Source organism: Bosea sp. OAE506 (assembly GCF_040546595.1).
In the GTDB taxonomy this organism is placed as follows: Bacteria; Pseudomonadota; Alphaproteobacteria; order Rhizobiales; family Beijerinckiaceae; genus Allobosea.
On sequence record NZ_JBEPOB010000001.1, the window covers coordinates 2,438,493 to 2,453,807 of the forward strand.

15 protein-coding genes are annotated in these 15,315 nt (G+C 68.0%); 6 read left to right on the top strand and 9 right to left on the bottom strand.

The window, feature by feature from the left end; genetic code table 11:
• Window positions 1–4 precede the first annotated feature (4 nt).
• From ABIE41_RS11925 to ABIE41_RS11935, 3 genes are all read right to left on the bottom strand, one after another.
• Window positions 5–697 carry a class I SAM-dependent methyltransferase gene (locus tag ABIE41_RS11925; protein WP_192644662.1) on the bottom strand — a complete coding sequence of 231 codons (693 nt, stop codon included), beginning with the start codon at window positions 695–697 and terminating at the stop codon, window positions 5–7.
• Window positions 698–787: 90 nt separating this feature from the next.
• A complete protein-coding gene (locus ABIE41_RS11930; protein WP_192644663.1) occupies window positions 788–1,012 on the bottom strand; it encodes a hypothetical protein in 225 nt (74 codons plus the stop codon).
• A 115-nt stretch (window positions 1,013–1,127) separates the two neighbouring features.
• Entirely contained in the window at window positions 1,128–1,391 is a 264-nt protein-coding gene (locus ABIE41_RS11935) for a PilZ domain-containing protein (protein ID WP_192644664.1), read from the bottom strand.
• Between the two features lie 140 nt (window positions 1,392–1,531).
• Between ABIE41_RS11935 and ABIE41_RS11940 the strand changes: the two genes are divergently transcribed.
• On the top strand, window positions 1,532–2,785 hold the full coding sequence (locus tag ABIE41_RS11940) for a class I SAM-dependent methyltransferase (protein ID WP_192644665.1): 1,254 nt from the start codon (window positions 1,532–1,534) through the stop codon (window positions 2,783–2,785).
• A gap of 177 nt (window positions 2,786–2,962) precedes the next feature.
• Here the strand turns inward: ABIE41_RS11940 and ABIE41_RS11945 are convergent, their stop codons facing one another.
• The gene (locus ABIE41_RS11945; protein ID WP_192644666.1) at window positions 2,963–3,484 is read right to left on the bottom strand and encodes a GNAT family N-acetyltransferase; all 522 of its coding nucleotides are present in this window, start codon (window positions 3,482–3,484) and stop codon (window positions 2,963–2,965) included.
• Between the two features lie 68 nt (window positions 3,485–3,552).
• On the bottom strand, window positions 3,553–4,452 hold the full coding sequence (locus ABIE41_RS11950) for a DMT family transporter (RefSeq protein WP_192644667.1): 900 nt from the start codon (window positions 4,450–4,452) through the stop codon (window positions 3,553–3,555).
• 87 nt (window positions 4,453–4,539) lie between these two features.
• Here ABIE41_RS11950 and ABIE41_RS11955 point away from each other — a divergent pair, with 87 nt between their 5' ends.
• A complete protein-coding gene (locus ABIE41_RS11955; RefSeq protein ID WP_192644668.1) occupies window positions 4,540–5,475 on the top strand; it encodes a LysR substrate-binding domain-containing protein in 936 nt (311 codons plus the stop codon).
• Window positions 5,476–5,478: 3 nt separating this feature from the next.
• Here the strand turns inward: ABIE41_RS11955 and ABIE41_RS11960 are convergent, their stop codons facing one another.
• From ABIE41_RS11960 to carA, 4 genes are all read right to left on the bottom strand, one after another.
• Window positions 5,479–5,907: a group III truncated hemoglobin gene (locus tag ABIE41_RS11960; RefSeq protein ID WP_069055960.1), complete on the bottom strand. Its 429-nt coding sequence runs from the start codon at window positions 5,905–5,907 to the stop codon at window positions 5,479–5,481.
• 79 nt (window positions 5,908–5,986) lie between these two features.
• Window positions 5,987–7,609 (bottom strand): ABC-F family ATP-binding cassette domain-containing protein, encoded by a 1,623-nt coding sequence (locus ABIE41_RS11965; protein ID WP_192644669.1) that lies wholly within the window; start codon window positions 7,607–7,609, stop codon window positions 5,987–5,989.
• Complete coding sequence (locus ABIE41_RS11970) at window positions 7,606–8,475, bottom strand: prephenate dehydrogenase/arogenate dehydrogenase family protein (RefSeq protein WP_192644670.1); 870 nt, start codon at window positions 8,473–8,475, stop codon at window positions 7,606–7,608. The genes ABIE41_RS11965 and ABIE41_RS11970 overlap by 4 nt, the downstream gene beginning before the upstream one ends.
• Before the next feature lie 243 nt (window positions 8,476–8,718).
• Window positions 8,719–9,927, bottom strand: a complete 1,209-nt coding sequence (carA, locus tag ABIE41_RS11975) for a glutamine-hydrolyzing carbamoyl-phosphate synthase small subunit (RefSeq protein WP_192644671.1) — start codon at window positions 9,925–9,927, stop codon at window positions 8,719–8,721.
• A 152-nt stretch (window positions 9,928–10,079) separates the two neighbouring features.
• Between carA and ABIE41_RS11980 the strand changes: the two genes are divergently transcribed.
• The 4 genes from ABIE41_RS11980 (at window position 10,080) to rpoD (ending at window position 15,315) form a co-directional block, all read left to right on the top strand.
• Window positions 10,080–10,541 (top strand): GatB/YqeY domain-containing protein, encoded by a 462-nt coding sequence (locus tag ABIE41_RS11980; RefSeq protein ID WP_192644672.1) that lies wholly within the window; start codon window positions 10,080–10,082, stop codon window positions 10,539–10,541.
• Between the two features lie 61 nt (window positions 10,542–10,602).
• Entirely contained in the window at window positions 10,603–11,100 is a 498-nt protein-coding gene (locus tag ABIE41_RS11985; RefSeq protein ID WP_192644673.1) for a hypothetical protein, read from the top strand.
• 86 nt (window positions 11,101–11,186) lie between these two features.
• Window positions 11,187–13,091 (top strand): DNA primase, encoded by a 1,905-nt coding sequence (gene dnaG / locus ABIE41_RS11990; protein WP_192644674.1) that lies wholly within the window; start codon window positions 11,187–11,189, stop codon window positions 13,089–13,091.
• A gap of 196 nt (window positions 13,092–13,287) precedes the next feature.
• Window positions 13,288–15,315: an RNA polymerase sigma factor RpoD gene (rpoD, locus tag ABIE41_RS11995; protein WP_192644675.1), complete on the top strand. Its 2,028-nt coding sequence runs from the start codon at window positions 13,288–13,290 to the stop codon at window positions 15,313–15,315.

Below are 15,315 nucleotides of genomic sequence, written 5' to 3' on the forward strand. Positions count from 1 at the left end.
GCCATTACCCCGCCTTGCGCCCCACCAGCGTCAGCCGGTGCGGGTTGTGGCCGAAGTTCTTCGCGGGCGACACCTCCGCGAAGCCTGCCGCCGCGATCAGGCCGGTGATGTCGTCGATGCGATAGGTCGAGAGGCCGTATTGCGCCCGCAGCTTGCGGTAGTCCGAGAAGGCGGTTCGGACGAGGCCGGCGAGTGCCGCCGTGAGGAACCCGCCGCGCCAGGCGAAGGCGAGCAGCTGCGAGGCATCGGTCAGCGGGCTGACATCGGGCGGGATGATGTCGGCGACGACGAGTTTGCCGCCCGGCTTGAGCTTGCCGCGCCAGGTGGCGAGCAGGGCGACGAGTTCATCGCGCGAGAGATACTGGATCAGCGAATTGGCGACGACGAGATCCAGCGTCTGGTCGGGCAGCGCCTCGACCTCCTCGGGCGAGACCACCGCGACATTCGCCTTGCCGCCCAGCATGGCGCGCAGCTTGTCGCGCACGCTGGGTGCGGCCTCGCAGAGAAAGAGCTTGGCGCAATGGCCGGCGACGCGGCCGGCGTCGAGCGCCTCGCCGCAGCCATGGTCGAGCACGACGGCGTCGGGCGCCGGGATATGGCCGATCAGGTCGGTCGCGATCTGGCGGTAGTGCAGGGCCTTGTGGCGGGGCGAGACATAGATCGCGTGTTCGCCGTTCCAGAAATCGCGCCAGGACATGCTTCGCCGTTCCGCAGGATGCGCGGCCGGCGCCGCGCGGGTGGCGAGCACTATGCCGCCGGCGACCGGCTTAGCAAGCGCAGGAGCGCGTCAGAGCGGCGCGACGACGCGCTCCTCATGGGCCTGGATAAAGGTGAGGGCGGCGCCCCGGAACATCGTCCAGGCGGGGACATCGCGGCCGTTGACCTGGCCGCGGACATCGTGGCGCAGGAGTTCCGGATCGGCGCCTTCGCCCGACAGCAGGCCATCGGGGTCGATCCGGGCCGAGCGGCAAAGCGCGCGTGCGATGCGGTTGATGCGGTCGTCGTCCATCATGGTCCCGTCACGCGGCAGAGGCGTCGTCGAGCCGTGGAACGCGCATGGCCGTCTCAGGTTCCCCGAGCCGTCCCGATCCTGCATTTGCAGCGTGGAATTGCTCATGCCGCTGGGCTCACATGGCGTCGGCATCGGCCGCGAAGCGGATGCCGATCTCGCCGCGCTGAATCCAGACGATGGTGGCGCGCTTCGAGACCTCCATCACCTCGTCCCGCAGATGCAGTTCGAGCGGCAGCGGGCGGTCGCTCTGCGGTTTCAGCCTTGCGCCCGTCGCCGAGAGGTCGAGAATGCGGCATTCGACGAGAAAGCGCTGCGAGCGGTCGAACAGCTTCGCCATCCGCAGATGCGAGCGCCAGCGCTTCGAAAACCGCTTGTCCATCCCGTCCCATCCGCTCCCTGCTCTCGGCGGCAGCATCGTGCAGCGTCAGGATGGAGCGGGGCTGACGTTGCTGTGTTGTTGCCGGAGGTTTCGCCGAATGCTTCGACATGCTCTAAATCGCGGCGGGGTGAGGGCTGCGAATGTTGTTGCTACCGCGTTTGCTGAAGAATTTCGTCAGGATGGGGCGCCTGACGGTGATCACGCCGGATGGACGAAACCATGTCTTCGGCCCGGGACCGGGCGAGATCCGCTTCGCCGGGGTGGTCAAGACGGCGCCTGCGGTGACGGTGCGCTTCCATGACGACCGGATCGAGCGCGAGCTCTTCCTCAATCCGGAGCTCGCTCTGGCCGAAGGCTATATGGATGGGCGGATCGACTTCGAGGAAGGCACGATCCACGACCTGCTGACGCTGTTCTGGTTGCAGCGGAAGGAGCTGCGCAAGCACCCGATCCAGAAGCTGATCCGCTCGGTGCGCTTCAAGATCCGGCGGTTCCGGATGCACAACCCGCTCGGCGTCGCCGGCAAGAAGGTCAAGCACCACTACGACATCCCGACCGATTTCTACCGGCTCTGGCTCGACGAGACGATGACCTATTCCTGCGCCTACTGGCACTCGCCGGAGGTCGGATTGGAAAACGCGCAGCGGGCAAAGCTGCGCCACATCGCCGCCAAGCTGAAGATCGAGCCGGGGATGACGGTCCTCGATATCGGCTCGGGCTGGGGGGAACTGGCGATCTACCTGGCGAAGGCCTGCGGCGCGAAGGTGACGGGCCTCAACGTCTCGCCCGACCAGATGGCGGCCGCCCAGAAGCGCGCGGATGCCGCGGGGGTCGGCGACGCCGTGACCTTCGTCAACAAGGACTATCGCGAGCTGACGGGCAGCTTCGACCGCGTCGTCTCCGTCGGCATGATGGAGCATGTCGGCGTCGCGCATTATCTCGAATACTTCGAAAAGATCCGCGACCTGCTGACACCGGACGGGATCGCGCTGGTCCATTGCATCGGCCGCGTCGGCCCGCCGGGCTTCACCGGTCCGTTCTTCGACAAGTATATCTTCCCCGGCGGCTATGCGCCGGCGCTGTCGGAGGTGTTCGCGGCGGTGGAGCAGACCGGGCTCTGGCATTCCGACTGCGAGTTCTGGCGGCGGCACTACCACTGGACGCTTGAAGCGTGGCGCGAGCGCTTCATGGCGCAGCGGCCGCAGGTGGTCGCGATGATGGGCGAGCGCTTCGCGCGAATGTGGGAGTTCTATCTCTGCGCCTGCTCGATCTCCTTCGACATCGGCGGCGACATGGTCTTCCAGCTCCTGCTCGGCCCGCACAAGAGCGCCGTGCCGGTGATCCGGGACTATATCCAGGACGACGAGAAGGCGCTGGCGGCGCGGGGGTTTTAGGCTCTTTGGGGCCATCGTCTGGGCCCTCATCCTGAGGAGCGCTCCGCAGGAGCGCGTCTCGAAGGATGCTCCAGATGGTTCCGGAGCCTCCTGGAGCATCCTTCGAGACGCCATTCCTCAAGGAATGGCTCCTCAGGATGAGGGCTGAGACCTACCCCGAGCAGGTGGCAACACAGCTCAGGCGTCGGCCGCAAAATCCAGCACGATCAGCGCCTCGTCGACGAAGACGCCGTCGACCCGCAGTGCCTTGTCCTCCCGCCCGTAATGCCGGAAGCCGAGGCTCTCATAGAGCCGCAGCGCCGACGCATTGGCGACGCCCACGGCGGCCTGCAGCAGCACGACATGGGCCCGCGCATGGTCGATGACGGCCGTGACCAGCGCACGGCCAAGGCCATGGCCGCGATGGGCCGGCGCGACATGAACCCCGACGAGCAGACCCTTGTGGCGGGATTTCGCGGAGCGGTCCGGCACGATGAAGCCGGCGGTGCCAACGAGATCGTCTCCGGCAAAGGCGCCGAAGACGCAGTTCAGCGGGCCGCCATCGAGGCGCTTCGCCGTCATCTCGAGGCTGCGCGCCACCTCATCCTCATAGCTCGCACCGAAAGCCTCCGGATGATCGCGAAGGGCCTGGAGGCGCAGGGCGCGATAGGCGGCGGCGTCGGCTGCGGTGAGGGGGCGGATGGCGAGGCGCGCGGTCATGGTGCGCCAGACCATCATGCCCGTGTGTGCCGGGCAAGCCAGCATGCCTCCGTGCGGAGGATCCTTCCTCAGCGCTTCAGGTTGACGACCACCACACCGCCCAGCGCCATCAGACCGCCGATCAGGGCGAGTGGCGTTGGAACCTCGCCGAGCCAGAGGAAGCCGATCAGCGTCGCCATCGGCGGAACGCAGTACTGGAAGTTGGCGGCACGGCCGGCCGGCAGTCGCGACAGCGTCACGGCCCAGGTGGCGTAGCCGATCAGGCTCGGGACGACCGCCAGGTAGACCACCGACCAGAACGAGACGGCAGGGGCGGTGGCCGCCTGCGCGATCGCTCCCGGCAGGAAGGGCAGCAGGACGAGGCCGCCGATCGCCTGGTTCCAGGCCGCGACCGAAAGCGGCTCGTAGCGTGCAAAGAGCGGCTTCTGGACGACGGTGGTGACGGCGTTGCAGAGCGCGGCGCCGAGGATCAGCAGCACCGACAGCCCGATCTCGACATTAAGGCCCTTGCCGAGCGCGATCAGCCCGATGCCGGCGAAGGAGAGGGCGGTGCCCGTCCAGGCCAGCCGGCTGAAGCGCTCGCCCAGCAGCAGCATGGCCAGCAGCGCCGTCATGATCGGATTGGTGTTGATGATGAAGCTCGCCGGCCCCGCCGGCACGACCTGCTGTCCGATGTTGAGCAGCACGGCATAGGCCGCGATGAAGAAGACGCCGCCGCAGCCGAAGCGCCAGAGGTCGCCTCTGGCGGGCAGGGGCGCGCGTCGCACCGCAAGGAAGAGCGCCGCCGCGGCGCCGGCCAGGCCAAAGCGCAGCGCGGCCATCTCGGCCGGGCCGAAGCCCGCCAGCCCGGCCCTGATCGCGGGGAAGGACGAGGCCCAGGCGAGAATGGTGAAGGGCACCGTGAAGAGCAGGACCCCGTCGAGGCGAACGCCGCCATCACGGGGCAGCGGGTGGCTGGTGGTCGGCATCGGGGTCTCCGGCTGGCGTGCGACCTTCTCCATAGAGACCCGCGGCCGATGATTGACAAACCACCAAATCGCACATGAGCTGTGAGCATGGATCACAGCTCGACCCTGCCGCCGCTCGAATCCCTGCGGGCTTTCGAGGCGGCCGCCCGCACCGGCAGCTTCTCGGCCGCCGCGCTGGCGCTGAACCTGACCCATGGCGCGGTCAGCCGGCAGGTCGCCCGGCTGGAGCACTGGCTGGGCCTGCGGGTGTTCCTGCGCCAGGCGCGCGGCGTCGCGCTGACCCCCGAAGGGCAGCATCTGCTGACGCGCACGCAGGAAGCCTTCGCGCTGATCGCCGACACGTCGGACCGCTGGCGCGAACAGCGCGGCGCGGCCGTGGTCAGGCTGAGTGCGCCGCCCTCGATCTGTTCGCTCTGGCTGATGCCGCGGCTGGCGGCACTGGAAGGGCCGGCGCCGGGTCTACGCATCGTGCTGCAGGCGGAGCATCGCCGGATCGATTTCGAGGAGGAGGGGGTCGATCTCGGCATCCGCTGCGGCCGCGGCGGGGCTCCCGGCCGGATCTCTCTCAAGCTGTTCGAGGAGTGGTGCTTCCCGATCGCCTCGTCTGGGCTCGCCGCTTCGATCGCGACCGGCGAGGACGCGCAGCGCCTGCTGGCGCATCCGCTGATCCATGACTCCGACGCGGCCGGCTGGCGCGCCTGGTTTGCGGCCTGCGGCCTGGACTACCGGCCGAGGCCGCAGGACCGCCGCTTCGACGACTACAACATCGTGCTCGACGCCGCCGCCCATGGCCTCGGCATCGCGCTGGCCCGCCCGCCCCTGGCGCAGGAGCAGCTCGCCGGAGGGCGGCTGCTGCCGGTGGATGCGCGGACAGTGCTCAACCCTGTCTCCTACTGGCTCGATCGGCCGACGGGAGCGCCGCGCCCGGCCGCCGCGACGCTGGCGCGCCGTATTGCAGCGGAAGCCGCGCTCGCCGGAGACGAAATCGACGGTTTCCTCGACGTGCAGGCGCGGTTGGGCTGAGGCTCAGCCCCGGCTGTGGCGCGGGCGGGCGATTTCGCCTGTGACCGAGGCGCGGCCCATCTCGAAGCTGTCGGCGATGCGGCGGGCGCGGATGATGAACTCATTGGCGACGTCCGGCTCACCGCAGATTTCCGCCGCCGTCTCCTCGAACAGGCTGAGCCAGCGGTCGAAATGCTGCGGCTCCAGCGGCAGGATCAGATGCGGGCGCATCGGCCGGCCGTGATAGCGCCCGGTGCGCAGCATCACCGAGCTCCAGAAATCGGCGATGTTGGCGATGTGCTCGTCCCAGTCCGCGACGGCGCCCATGAAGATCGGGCCGATCACCGCGTCTTCGCGGGCCTTTGCGTAGAAGCGCGCGACCAGTGTCGCGATCATCGCCTCGGTGATGGCGGGGTGGGCGGCGCCGGGCCGGGTGAGGGGATTGTCGGTCATGGGGGGCTCGCGGCTGATCGTCAGGCCGGGTGTCTATCGCGTCGGGCCGGCCCGCCCCTTGATCTGGATCGCGTCGCCGCTAGCTCCGCAGGCCCGGCGCTTCCTGGCCGGTGCGGGCGACGTATTCGGTGTAGCCGCCGCCATAGGCATGGACGCCGTCGGGCGTCAGTTCCAGCGTGCGGTTGGAGAGCGCGGCGAGGAAATGCCGGTCGTGGCTGACGAACAGCATCGTGCCCTCGTACTGCGCCAGCGCATTGATCAGCATTTCCTTGGTGGCGATGTCCAGATGGTTGGTGGGCTCGTCGAGGACGAGGAAATTCGGCGGGTCGTAGAGCATCAGCGCCATGACGAGGCGGGCCTTCTCGCCGCCGGAGAGCACGCGGCAACGCTTTTCGACATCGTCGCCCGAGAAGCCGAAGCAGCCGGCGAGCGCGCGCAGCGAACCCTGGCCGGCCTGGGGGAAGCGGTCCTCCAGCGACTGGAAGATGGTGCGGTCGCCGTCCAGCACCTCCATGGCGTGCTGGGCGAAATAGCCGAGCTTGATCGAGCCGCCGAGCGCGACGCTGCCGGAATCGGGCTCGGTCGAGCCGGTGACCAGCTTCAGCAACGTCGACTTGCCGGCGCCGTTGACCCCCATCACGCACCAGCGCTCCCTGCGGCGGATCTGGAAGTCGAGCGCCTCGTAGATGGTGCGGCTGCCATAGCGCTTGTCGACGCCCTTGAGCGTGACGACGTCCTCGCCCGAGCGCGGGGCGGGCGGGAAATCGAAGGAGACGGTCTGGCGGCGCTTGGGCGGCTCGACCTTCTCGATCTTATCGAGCTTCTTGACGCGGCTCTGGACCTGGGCGGCGTGGGAGGCGCGCGCCTTGAAGCGCTCGATGAAGGCGACCTCCTTGGCGAGCATGGCCTGCTGACGCTCGAACTGGGCCTGCTGCTGCTTCTCGGCGAGCGCGCGCTGCTGCTGGTAGAATTCGTAATCGCCGGAATAGGACGTCAGCGCGCCGGCATCGATCTCGACGATCTTGCCGACGATGCGGTTCATGAACTCGCGGTCGTGCGAGGTCATCAGCAGCGCGCCCTCATAGCCCTTGAGGAAGGATTCCAGCCAGATCAGGCTCTCGAGGTCGAGATGGTTGGAGGGCTCGTCGAGCAGCATCGCGTCGGGGCGCATCAAGAGGATGCGGGCGAGCGCGACGCGCATCTTCCAGCCGCCCGAGAGCGCGCCGACATCGCCCTCCATCATCTCCTGGCTGAAGCCGAGGCCGTCGAGAACCTCGCGGGCGCGGCCGTCGAGCGCATAGCCGTCGAGCTCCTCGAAACGGCCCTGCACCTCGCCATAGCGGGCGATGATCTCGTCCATCTCGTCGGCACGGTCGGGGTCGCCCATCGCCGTCTCGAGCTCGCGCAGCTCCGCCGCCACGGCGCTGACGGGTCCGGCGCCCTCCATCACGGCGGCGACCGCGCTCATGCCCTGCATCTCGCCGACATCCTGGCTGAAATAGCCGATGGTGATGCCGCGATCGACCTGGACCATGCCCTCGTCGGGCTGCTCCTGGCCGGTGATCATCCGGAACAGGGTGGTCTTGCCGGCGCCGTTGGGGCCGACGAGGCCGACCTTCTCGCCCTTCAAGAGCGAGGCGGAGGCCTCGATGAAGACGATCTGCTGGCCGTTCTGCTTACCGATGTTTTCGAGACGGATCATGTTTTCGCGTGACGCTCAGGGATGATATTGCGCTGCAATAGGGCAGGACGGCCCGGTGCGGAAGAGCCGGGTTCCGGTTCCTCGCTGCAGGCGAGGGCCGGCGCGGGGTGATCGTGTCGCTCCAGCGCGTGGGTCAGTGCCTGCGCATGGGCGAAAAATCGCTCCCGCACGGCGCGCGCATGCGGATTGGCCCGCTCGATCGCCAGGAAGACGCCGGGCGTGTCGTGGCGCACCATCTCGGTCGCCTGCATCAGCAGTTCGAAGCTGCGGGTGGTCATCCGGCGCGGCACGGGCTCCATACGGACGAGGATCTTGGCGACGAGATGGGTCAGGCCCTGGACCAGCGCCATGTCGCGGTCATGTGCGTCCGGCGTGGTCAGGATCACGTCGAGGGCAAAGATCCGGCGCAGGAAGGCGGCGATGCGCCCGGTGCTGCGGCCGCGGATCGGGCAGAGCGCGATCTTCAAACCGGCCAGCCCGTCGCGCGCGCTCTGCGGGCCGAAGAGCGGATGCGTGCCGATGATCTCGACATGCTCCGGCAGTCCCTCCAGCAGCAGGCGGGCGGGCTCGATCTTCACCGAGCCGACATCGAGCACGATGGTGCCGGCGCGCAGATGCGGGCGCAGGCTCGCGATCGCCTGCGCCATCGCGTCGACCGGGACGGCGAGCACGACGATGTCGCAGGCCGCCACGGCCGCGACGTCGCCCGGCACGAGCCCCTTGCCCGCCGGGTCGGGCTGCGGCGGCCGTGAGGGATCGCAGACGACGAGGCGAAGATGCGGCTGGAGATGGCGCGCCATCAGCTGCCCGAAGGCGCCGAAGCCGAGCAGGCCGAGAGAGGAGAAGGATTTGCGCTGGCGTGGCATCGTTGGGTTCCCTGGAGGGGGGCCGCGATGCCGGGTGACTGCCTGAGTTCAACCGCCAGCGCGGCGGTTGAAGCATAAGAATGCGACCCGCCTTATGAGGACGGGGCGTAATAGGTCCGGGCGAGGCAGGTCGCTGGGGTCATGAGCCGCTTCAAGCGCAGGCTGTCGGGGCTGTCAACCCGGACGCGGCGGAGTGCCGGTCCGGGTTGATGGCGCAGGTTCAGGAGAGCAACGACGGCCGTCTCAGGCCGCCGTCTTCGCCTTCTCGGCGTCCATCATCTCGACGAAGCGCTTGAACAGGTAGTGGCTGTCCTGCGGGCCGGGCGAGGCTTCCGGGTGGTGCTGGACGCTGAAGGCCGGACGGTCGGTGAGGGCAAAGCCGCTGTTGGAGCCGTCGAAGAGCGAGACATGGGTCTCGACTGCGTGCGCGGGCAGCGAGGCGGGATCGACCGCGAAGCCGTGGTTCATCGAGACGATCTCGACCTTGCCGGTCGTCTTGTCCTGCACCGGGTGGTTGGCGCCGTGATGGCCTTGCTTCATCTTCATCGTCTGGCCGCCGACGGCGAGCGCCAGCATCTGGTGGCCGAGGCAGATGCCGAAGGTCGGGACCTTCTTCTCCAGCAGTTCCCTGATGACGGGGACGGCGTATTCGCCCGTCGCGGCCGGGTCGCCCGGGCCGTTGGAGAGGAAGATGCCGTCCGGCTGCAGCGCCAGGATCTCCTCCGCCGAGGCGGTCGAAGGCACGACGGTCACGTCGCAGCCGGCCTTGGAGAGCAGTCGCAGGATGTTGCGCTTCACGCCGTAATCGATCGCGACGACCTTGTGGGCGGCGCCGTCGCGCTTGCCGTAGCCGGCCGGCCACTGCCAGGGTGTTTCGTCCCATTCGTAGCGCTGGGCCGAGGTGACCATCGGCACGAGGTCGAGGCCGGCCATATCCGGCAGTTCGGCTGCCAGTTTCTGCAGGCGCGGAATGTCGAAGACGCCGTCGGGCGAGTGGGCCAGGATCGCGTTCGGCATGCCGTTGTCGCGGATCAGGGCGGTCAGCGCGCGGGTGTCGACGCCGCAGATGCCGACGATGTTGCGCGCCTTGAGCCAGGCGTCGAAATGGCGGCTGGCGCGCCAGTTCGAGGGCTCGGTGATGGTGGCGTGGAGCACGACGCCGCGCACGCCGGAGGCGGCAGCGGCGTTGACGGTCTCGGTGTCGTCGTCGTTGACGCCGACATTGCCGATATGGGGGAAAGTGAAGGTGACGATCTGGCCGGCATAGGACGGGTCGGTCAGGATCTCCTGATAGCCCGTCATCGCCGTGTTGAAGCAGACCTCGCCGGGCGCCTCGCCGGTGGCGCCGAGGCCGAAGCCCTCCAGCATCGTGCCGTCGGCGAGGACCAGCAAGGCGGTCGCGCGCGGTTCGCTCCAGCCGCCCGTGGCGGGGTTTCCTTCGTGTGCGGTCATGTCTATGTCTCGGTCCAGGCCGCGAGGGCGCGGCAATGCATGGGCGGCAGCGGTCTCGCTGGCCGTCGTCTGGAGCGCGAGCCTTAAAGACGCGCTCCCATGCCGTCAATCGACGCGGGCGCAGAGCCCGCTGAACAACGAGGAATACCCGCATGACCAGCCTGCGCGAGCGCTTCACGGCCGATCTCAAGGAAGCGATGAAGGCCGGGGACAAGGGCAAGGTCTCGACGATCCGGATGATCACCTCGGCGCTGAAGGACAAGGACATCGAGGCGCGCGGCCTCGGCAAGGGCGAGACCACGCCCGACGAACTGCTCGCCCTGCTGCAGAAGATGATCAAGCAGCGCCAGGAATCGATCGCGATCTACGACGCCAATGGCCGCCCCGAGCTCGCCGCCGGCGAGAAGGCGGAGGTCGAGGTGATCGCAGGCTACATGCCCAAGCAGATGTCCGACGACGAGGTGCAGGCCGCCATCGCGGCCGCAGTCACCGAGAGCGGCGCAGCCTCGGTCAAGGACATGGGCAAGGTCATCGCGATTCTTCGCGCGAAGTTCGCCGGCCAGATGGATTTCGGCAAGGCGAGCGGGCTGGTGAAGGCCGCGCTGGCAGGCTGAGGCCGGGCCGGCGCGTTTCTGCCACATCGGCGGGTCAGACTCGCGGCAGAGGAGACATCCGATGCCGTCATCACGAACCTGTCTCGCCGCGGCCCTGCTGCTGCTCTGCGGCGGCGCCGTGCAGGCGCAGCCTGAGCAAACCGGTTGGGGCAGCGGCTACCAGATGGGGACGTCCTATGCCGGTGTCTCCAGCGGCGGCGTCCGCCTGACCTTCTATTGCGGCGACGCGGCTGCCGCGAAGGCCAATGCCGCGATCAAGGCCGGCCCCTATCTCATGGCGAGCCTGCCTCGCCGCGATGCGGCGGACGGGCTCCGTTCGCTCGAGATCCTGATCGACGGCAAGGCAACGCGCATCCCTGTCACGGCCCAAAGCGCCGGCAACATGGTCGAGCTCACATGGGAGCCGGATCGCCGCTTCGGCGTGGACGCGATGAGGCCGGTCGTGCAGGAGCTGCGACGGGCCGGTACACTTTCGCTACGCGCGGGTGTCGAGGCCAGGGCGCTGCCGACGGCCGGTGCCGCGGCGGCGCTGGGGGAGGATCCGCTGCGCTGCCGCTAGAGGCGGCTTGTGGATAGCCGGCGCAAGCGAGCCGGGATCACGATCTGTTCTTGGCTTGTGCTGCGGCAGGGTCCACATAGGACGCGATGAAGTTCCCGCCCTCCATTCTGGAAGAGATCAAGGCGCGGCTGCCGGTCTCGGCGGTGGTGGGCAAGCGCGTGCGCCTCGCCAAGGCGGGGCGCGAATGGAAGGGGCTGTCGCCCTTCAACGCCGAGAAGACGCCGTCCTTCTTCGTCAACGACCAGAAGGCCTCGTTCTTCGATTTCTCGTCGGGCAAGAACGGCGACATCTTCAAATTCGTGATGGAAACGGAAGGCCTGTCCTTCCCCGAGGCCGTCGAGAAGCTCGCGGCCGAAGCCGGCGTGACGCTGCCGAAGATCACGCAGGAAGCGCAGGTCCAGGAGGAGCGGCGCAAGGGCCTGCACGAGGTCGTGGAACTGGCGGCGCGCTTCTTCGAGGCCGAGCTGATGGGCGATCGCGGCGGTCAGGCGCGGCGCTATCTCGCCTCGCGCGGTCTCGACGGGGAGGCGCGCACGCGTTTCCGCCTCGGCTACGGTCCGGCGGACAGGTTCGCGCTGCGCGATCATCTCGCGGGGAAGGGCGTGTCCGCCGAGCTGATGATGGAGGCGGGACTGCTCGTGCATGGCGAGGAGATCGCCGTGCCCTACGACCGCTTCCGCGACCGCATCATGTTCCCGATCCATGATTCGCGCGGGCGTCCCGTCGCCTTCGGCGGGCGCGCGATGAGCGCCGAGGTCTCGGCGAAATACCTGAACTCGCCGGAGACGCCGCTCTTCCACAAGGGCTCGCTGCTGTTCAACCACCACAATGCCCGCAAGGCCGCCCATGACACGGGGCAGGCGATCGTCGTCGAGGGCTATGTCGACGTCATCGCGATGGCGCTCGCCGGCTTCCCGCAGACCGTCGCCCCGCTCGGCACGGCCCTGACCGAGGACCAGCTCACGCTGCTCTGGCGCATGGCGGACGAGCCGGTGATCTGCCTCGACGGCGACAAGGCCGGCCGGAAGGCGGCGAGCCGCGCCATCGACATCGCGCTGCCCCTGCTGGAGCCCGGCAAATCGCTGTCCTTCGCGCTGCTCCCCGAGGGGCAGGACCCCGACGATCTTGCCCGCTCCGGCGGCAAGGCCGCGATCGCCGAGGTTCTGGGCGCGGCGCGGCCGCTGGTCGACATGCTGTGGACGCGCGAACTGGAGGCGGGCCCTCTCGACACTCCCGAACGCCGCGCCGCCTTCGAGCGGCGGCTGAAGGAGCCGCTCGGGCAGATCCGCGACGAGACGACGCGCAAGCATTATCGCCGCGAGATGGACGAGCGACTGGCGCAGCTCTTCGCCAGCGCGGCTCCGGCGCGGGCCGAGCGACGCGAGGGCGGAAGTTATCCGCGCGGGCGGGGCCAGGCCGCTGGCGGACGCGGGCGCGGCGGATTCCCGCAGCCCTCGCCCTGGGCGAGCGGGCCTCTCAAGGCATCCAGCCAGCTGACGCGCACCAAGATCATGGCGCGGGGCCGCGGCGAGGATACGCGCGAAGCCTTCATCCTGCTGGCGCTGGCGAGCCATCCGGCGCTGATCCTGCGCTGTGCCGACGAAATTGCCGATCTGGCGCTGGAGGGCGCGGCGGCCGAGCGCTTCCGCCAGGCGCTGCTCGACGCCACGATGGAAGGCGTTCTCGACGAGGCGGCGCTGGCGGCCCGGCTGGAGCAGCCCCGCGTGCAGGAGGCCCAGGCGCAGCTGATGGCGGTGACGGGCCCCGCGGAGCGCCTGAAACTGGCGCAAGCCGCTGATCCGGAATCGGTTTTCGACTCGATTCGTCAGGCTATCGTCTTGCATCATCGCGCGCGGACGCTACATAGCGAGTTGAAGGCAGCCGAGCGCGCATTGGCTGACGAAGCGACCGAAGCCAATTTCGCCTGGATCAAGGACGTCAAGGCTCGCCTCGAAAGCATCGAGGGGACCGAGGCGATGTCCGAAGACTGAGCGGGGCGCGAGGGTCGTCCGTCGATCCGCGTGTCGGCCGAGCGTGGTTTACGGTTCATCAAGGATGGGCGGTGCCATCTGGCCTGCGTGATTTGGTTGGGGTGAGCGCGCCGGACCTGCGGCTGCGCCGCCCCTTTATGCGTCCGCATATGGCTTCTTCCGAGCCGTGGCGGCCAGAGAGTGCGGAGCGCTATTGATGGCGACGAAAGTGAGCGAACGGGACAAGGCCGATCAGGCCACGCCGGAAGCCCCCCCGACCTCCGACGGTCCGTTGCTCGATCTGACGGATCAGGCCGTCAGGCGCATGATCAAGCTCGCGAAGAAGCGCGGCTATGTCACTTATGACGAACTGAACGAGGTTCTGCCGTCGGAGGAGTTCACCTCCGAGCAGATCGAGGATGTGCTGGGCCAGCTCAGCGAGCAGGGCATCAACGTCGTCGACAACGAAGATCCCGAAGCCTCTGGCGAGGAGCGCGCCGCGGCACGCACCGGCACCAATGGCGCCGATGAGGAAGAGGTCGAGGGCGGCGATCTGGTCGATGCCTCGCGCTCGGCCCTGCCGGTCGAAACCAAGCGCAATCTGGAGCCGACCGAGCGCACCGACGATCCGGTGCGGATGTATCTGCGCGAGATGGGCTCGGTCGAGCTGCTCTCCCGCGAGGGCGAGATCGCGATCGCCAAGCGCATCGAGGCCGGTCGCGAGGCGATGATCGCGGGGCTCTGCGAGAGCCCGCTGACCTTCCAGGCGATCATCATCTGGCGCGACGAGCTGAACGAAGCCAAGGTTCTGCTGCGCGACATCATCGACCTCGAAGCGACCTATGCCGGCCCTGACGGCAAGAACCCGACGCAGATCGCGGGCGAAGGCGGCGAGGCCGAGGCCGCGCCGGCCGCCGAGGGCGAGGCGCCCGAAGGCGACCTGCCGCCCGATCTCGACGAAGACGACATGGAGAACAACGTGTCGCTCTCGGCCATGGAGGCCGAGCTCAAGCCGCGTGTGCTCGAGACGTTCGATTCGATCGCCGACAACTACAAGAAGCTGCGCCGCCTTCAGGACCAGGACATCGCCAACCGGCTGGAGAACACCAAGCTCTCGCCGTCGCAGGACCGCAAATACAAGAAGCTCAAGGACGACATCATCACCGCGGTGAAGTCGCTCTCGCTGAACAACAACCGCATCGAGGCGCTGGTCGAGCAGCTCTACGACATCAACAAGCGCCTGATCTCGCATGAGACGCGCCTGCTGCGCCTGGCGGAGAGCTATGGCGTTGGCCGCGAAGACTTCCTCAAGCAGCATGTCGGCGGCGAGCTCGATCCCAAGTGGATCCTGCGCGTCTCCAAGCTGGGCTCGCGCGGCTGGAAGGAATTCGTCGCAGCCGAGCTCGAGCGCATCAAGAGCCTGCGCGACGAGATCCATACGCTGGCGAGCGAGACCGGCCTGGAGATCCAGGAGTTCCGCAAGATCGTGCTGATGGTCCAGAAGGGCGAGCGCGAGGCGCGTCAGGCGAAGAAGGAGATGATCGAGGCAAACTTGCGCCTCGTGATCTCGATCGCCAAGAAATACACCAATCGCGGCCTGCAGTTCCTCGATCTGATCCAGGAAGGCAACATCGGCCTGATGAAGGCGGTCGACAAGTTCGAGTACCGCCGCGGCTACAAGTTCTCGACCTATGCGACCTGGTGGATCCGCCAGGCGATCACCCGTTCGATCGCCGACCAGGCCCGCACGATCCGCATCCCCGTCCACATGATCGAGACGATCAACAAGATCGTGCGGACCTCGCGCCAGATGCTGCACGAGATCGGCCGCGAGCCGACCCCTGAGGAGCTGGCCGAGAAGCTCGCCATGCCGCTGGAGAAGGTGCGCAAGGTCCTCAAGATCGCCAAGGAGCCGATCTCGCTCGAAACGCCGATCGGCGACGAGGAAGACAGCCATCTCGGCGACTTCATCGAGGACAAGAACGCGATCCTGCCGATCGATGCGGCGATCCAGTCGAACCTGCGCGAGACCACCACGCGCGTGCTCGCCTCGCTCACTCCGCGCGAGGAGCGCGTGCTGCGCATGCGCTTCGGCATCGGCATGAACACCGACCACACGCTCGAAGAGGTCGGCCAGCAGTTCAGCGTCACCCGCGAGCGCATCCGCCAGATCGAGGCGAAGGCGCTCCGGAAGCTGAAGCATCCGAGCCGGAGCCGGAAGCTCAGGAGCTTCCTGGATAATTGA

Coding starts and splice junctions, on each gene's coding strand:
- ABIE41_RS11980 (WP_192644672.1), top strand. CDS start 10,080: ATGACCAGCCTGCGCGAGCGCTTCACGGCCGATCTCAAGGAAGCGATG.
- carA (WP_192644671.1), bottom strand. CDS start 9,927: ATGACCGCACACGAAGGAAACCCCGCCACGGGCGGCTGGAGCGAACCG.
- ABIE41_RS11940 (WP_192644665.1), top strand. CDS start 1,532: ATGTTGTTGCTACCGCGTTTGCTGAAGAATTTCGTCAGGATGGGGCGC.
- ABIE41_RS11950 (WP_192644667.1), bottom strand. CDS start 4,452: ATGCCGACCACCAGCCACCCGCTGCCCCGTGATGGCGGCGTTCGCCTC.
- ABIE41_RS11935 (WP_192644664.1), bottom strand. CDS start 1,391: ATGGACAAGCGGTTTTCGAAGCGCTGGCGCTCGCATCTGCGGATGGCG.
- ABIE41_RS11955 (WP_192644668.1), top strand. CDS start 4,540: ATGGATCACAGCTCGACCCTGCCGCCGCTCGAATCCCTGCGGGCTTTC.
- dnaG (WP_192644674.1), top strand. CDS start 11,187: ATGAAGTTCCCGCCCTCCATTCTGGAAGAGATCAAGGCGCGGCTGCCG.
- ABIE41_RS11930 (WP_192644663.1), bottom strand. CDS start 1,012: ATGATGGACGACGACCGCATCAACCGCATCGCACGCGCGCTTTGCCGC.
- ABIE41_RS11960 (WP_069055960.1), bottom strand. CDS start 5,907: ATGACCGACAATCCCCTCACCCGGCCCGGCGCCGCCCACCCCGCCATC.
- ABIE41_RS11925 (WP_192644662.1), bottom strand. CDS start 697: ATGTCCTGGCGCGATTTCTGGAACGGCGAACACGCGATCTATGTCTCG.
- rpoD (WP_192644675.1), top strand. CDS start 13,288: ATGGCGACGAAAGTGAGCGAACGGGACAAGGCCGATCAGGCCACGCCG.
- ABIE41_RS11965 (WP_192644669.1), bottom strand. CDS start 7,609: ATGATCCGTCTCGAAAACATCGGTAAGCAGAACGGCCAGCAGATCGTC.
- ABIE41_RS11970 (WP_192644670.1), bottom strand. CDS start 8,475: ATGCCACGCCAGCGCAAATCCTTCTCCTCTCTCGGCCTGCTCGGCTTC.
- ABIE41_RS11945 (WP_192644666.1), bottom strand. CDS start 3,484: ATGACCGCGCGCCTCGCCATCCGCCCCCTCACCGCAGCCGACGCCGCC.
- ABIE41_RS11985 (WP_192644673.1), top strand. CDS start 10,603: ATGCCGTCATCACGAACCTGTCTCGCCGCGGCCCTGCTGCTGCTCTGC.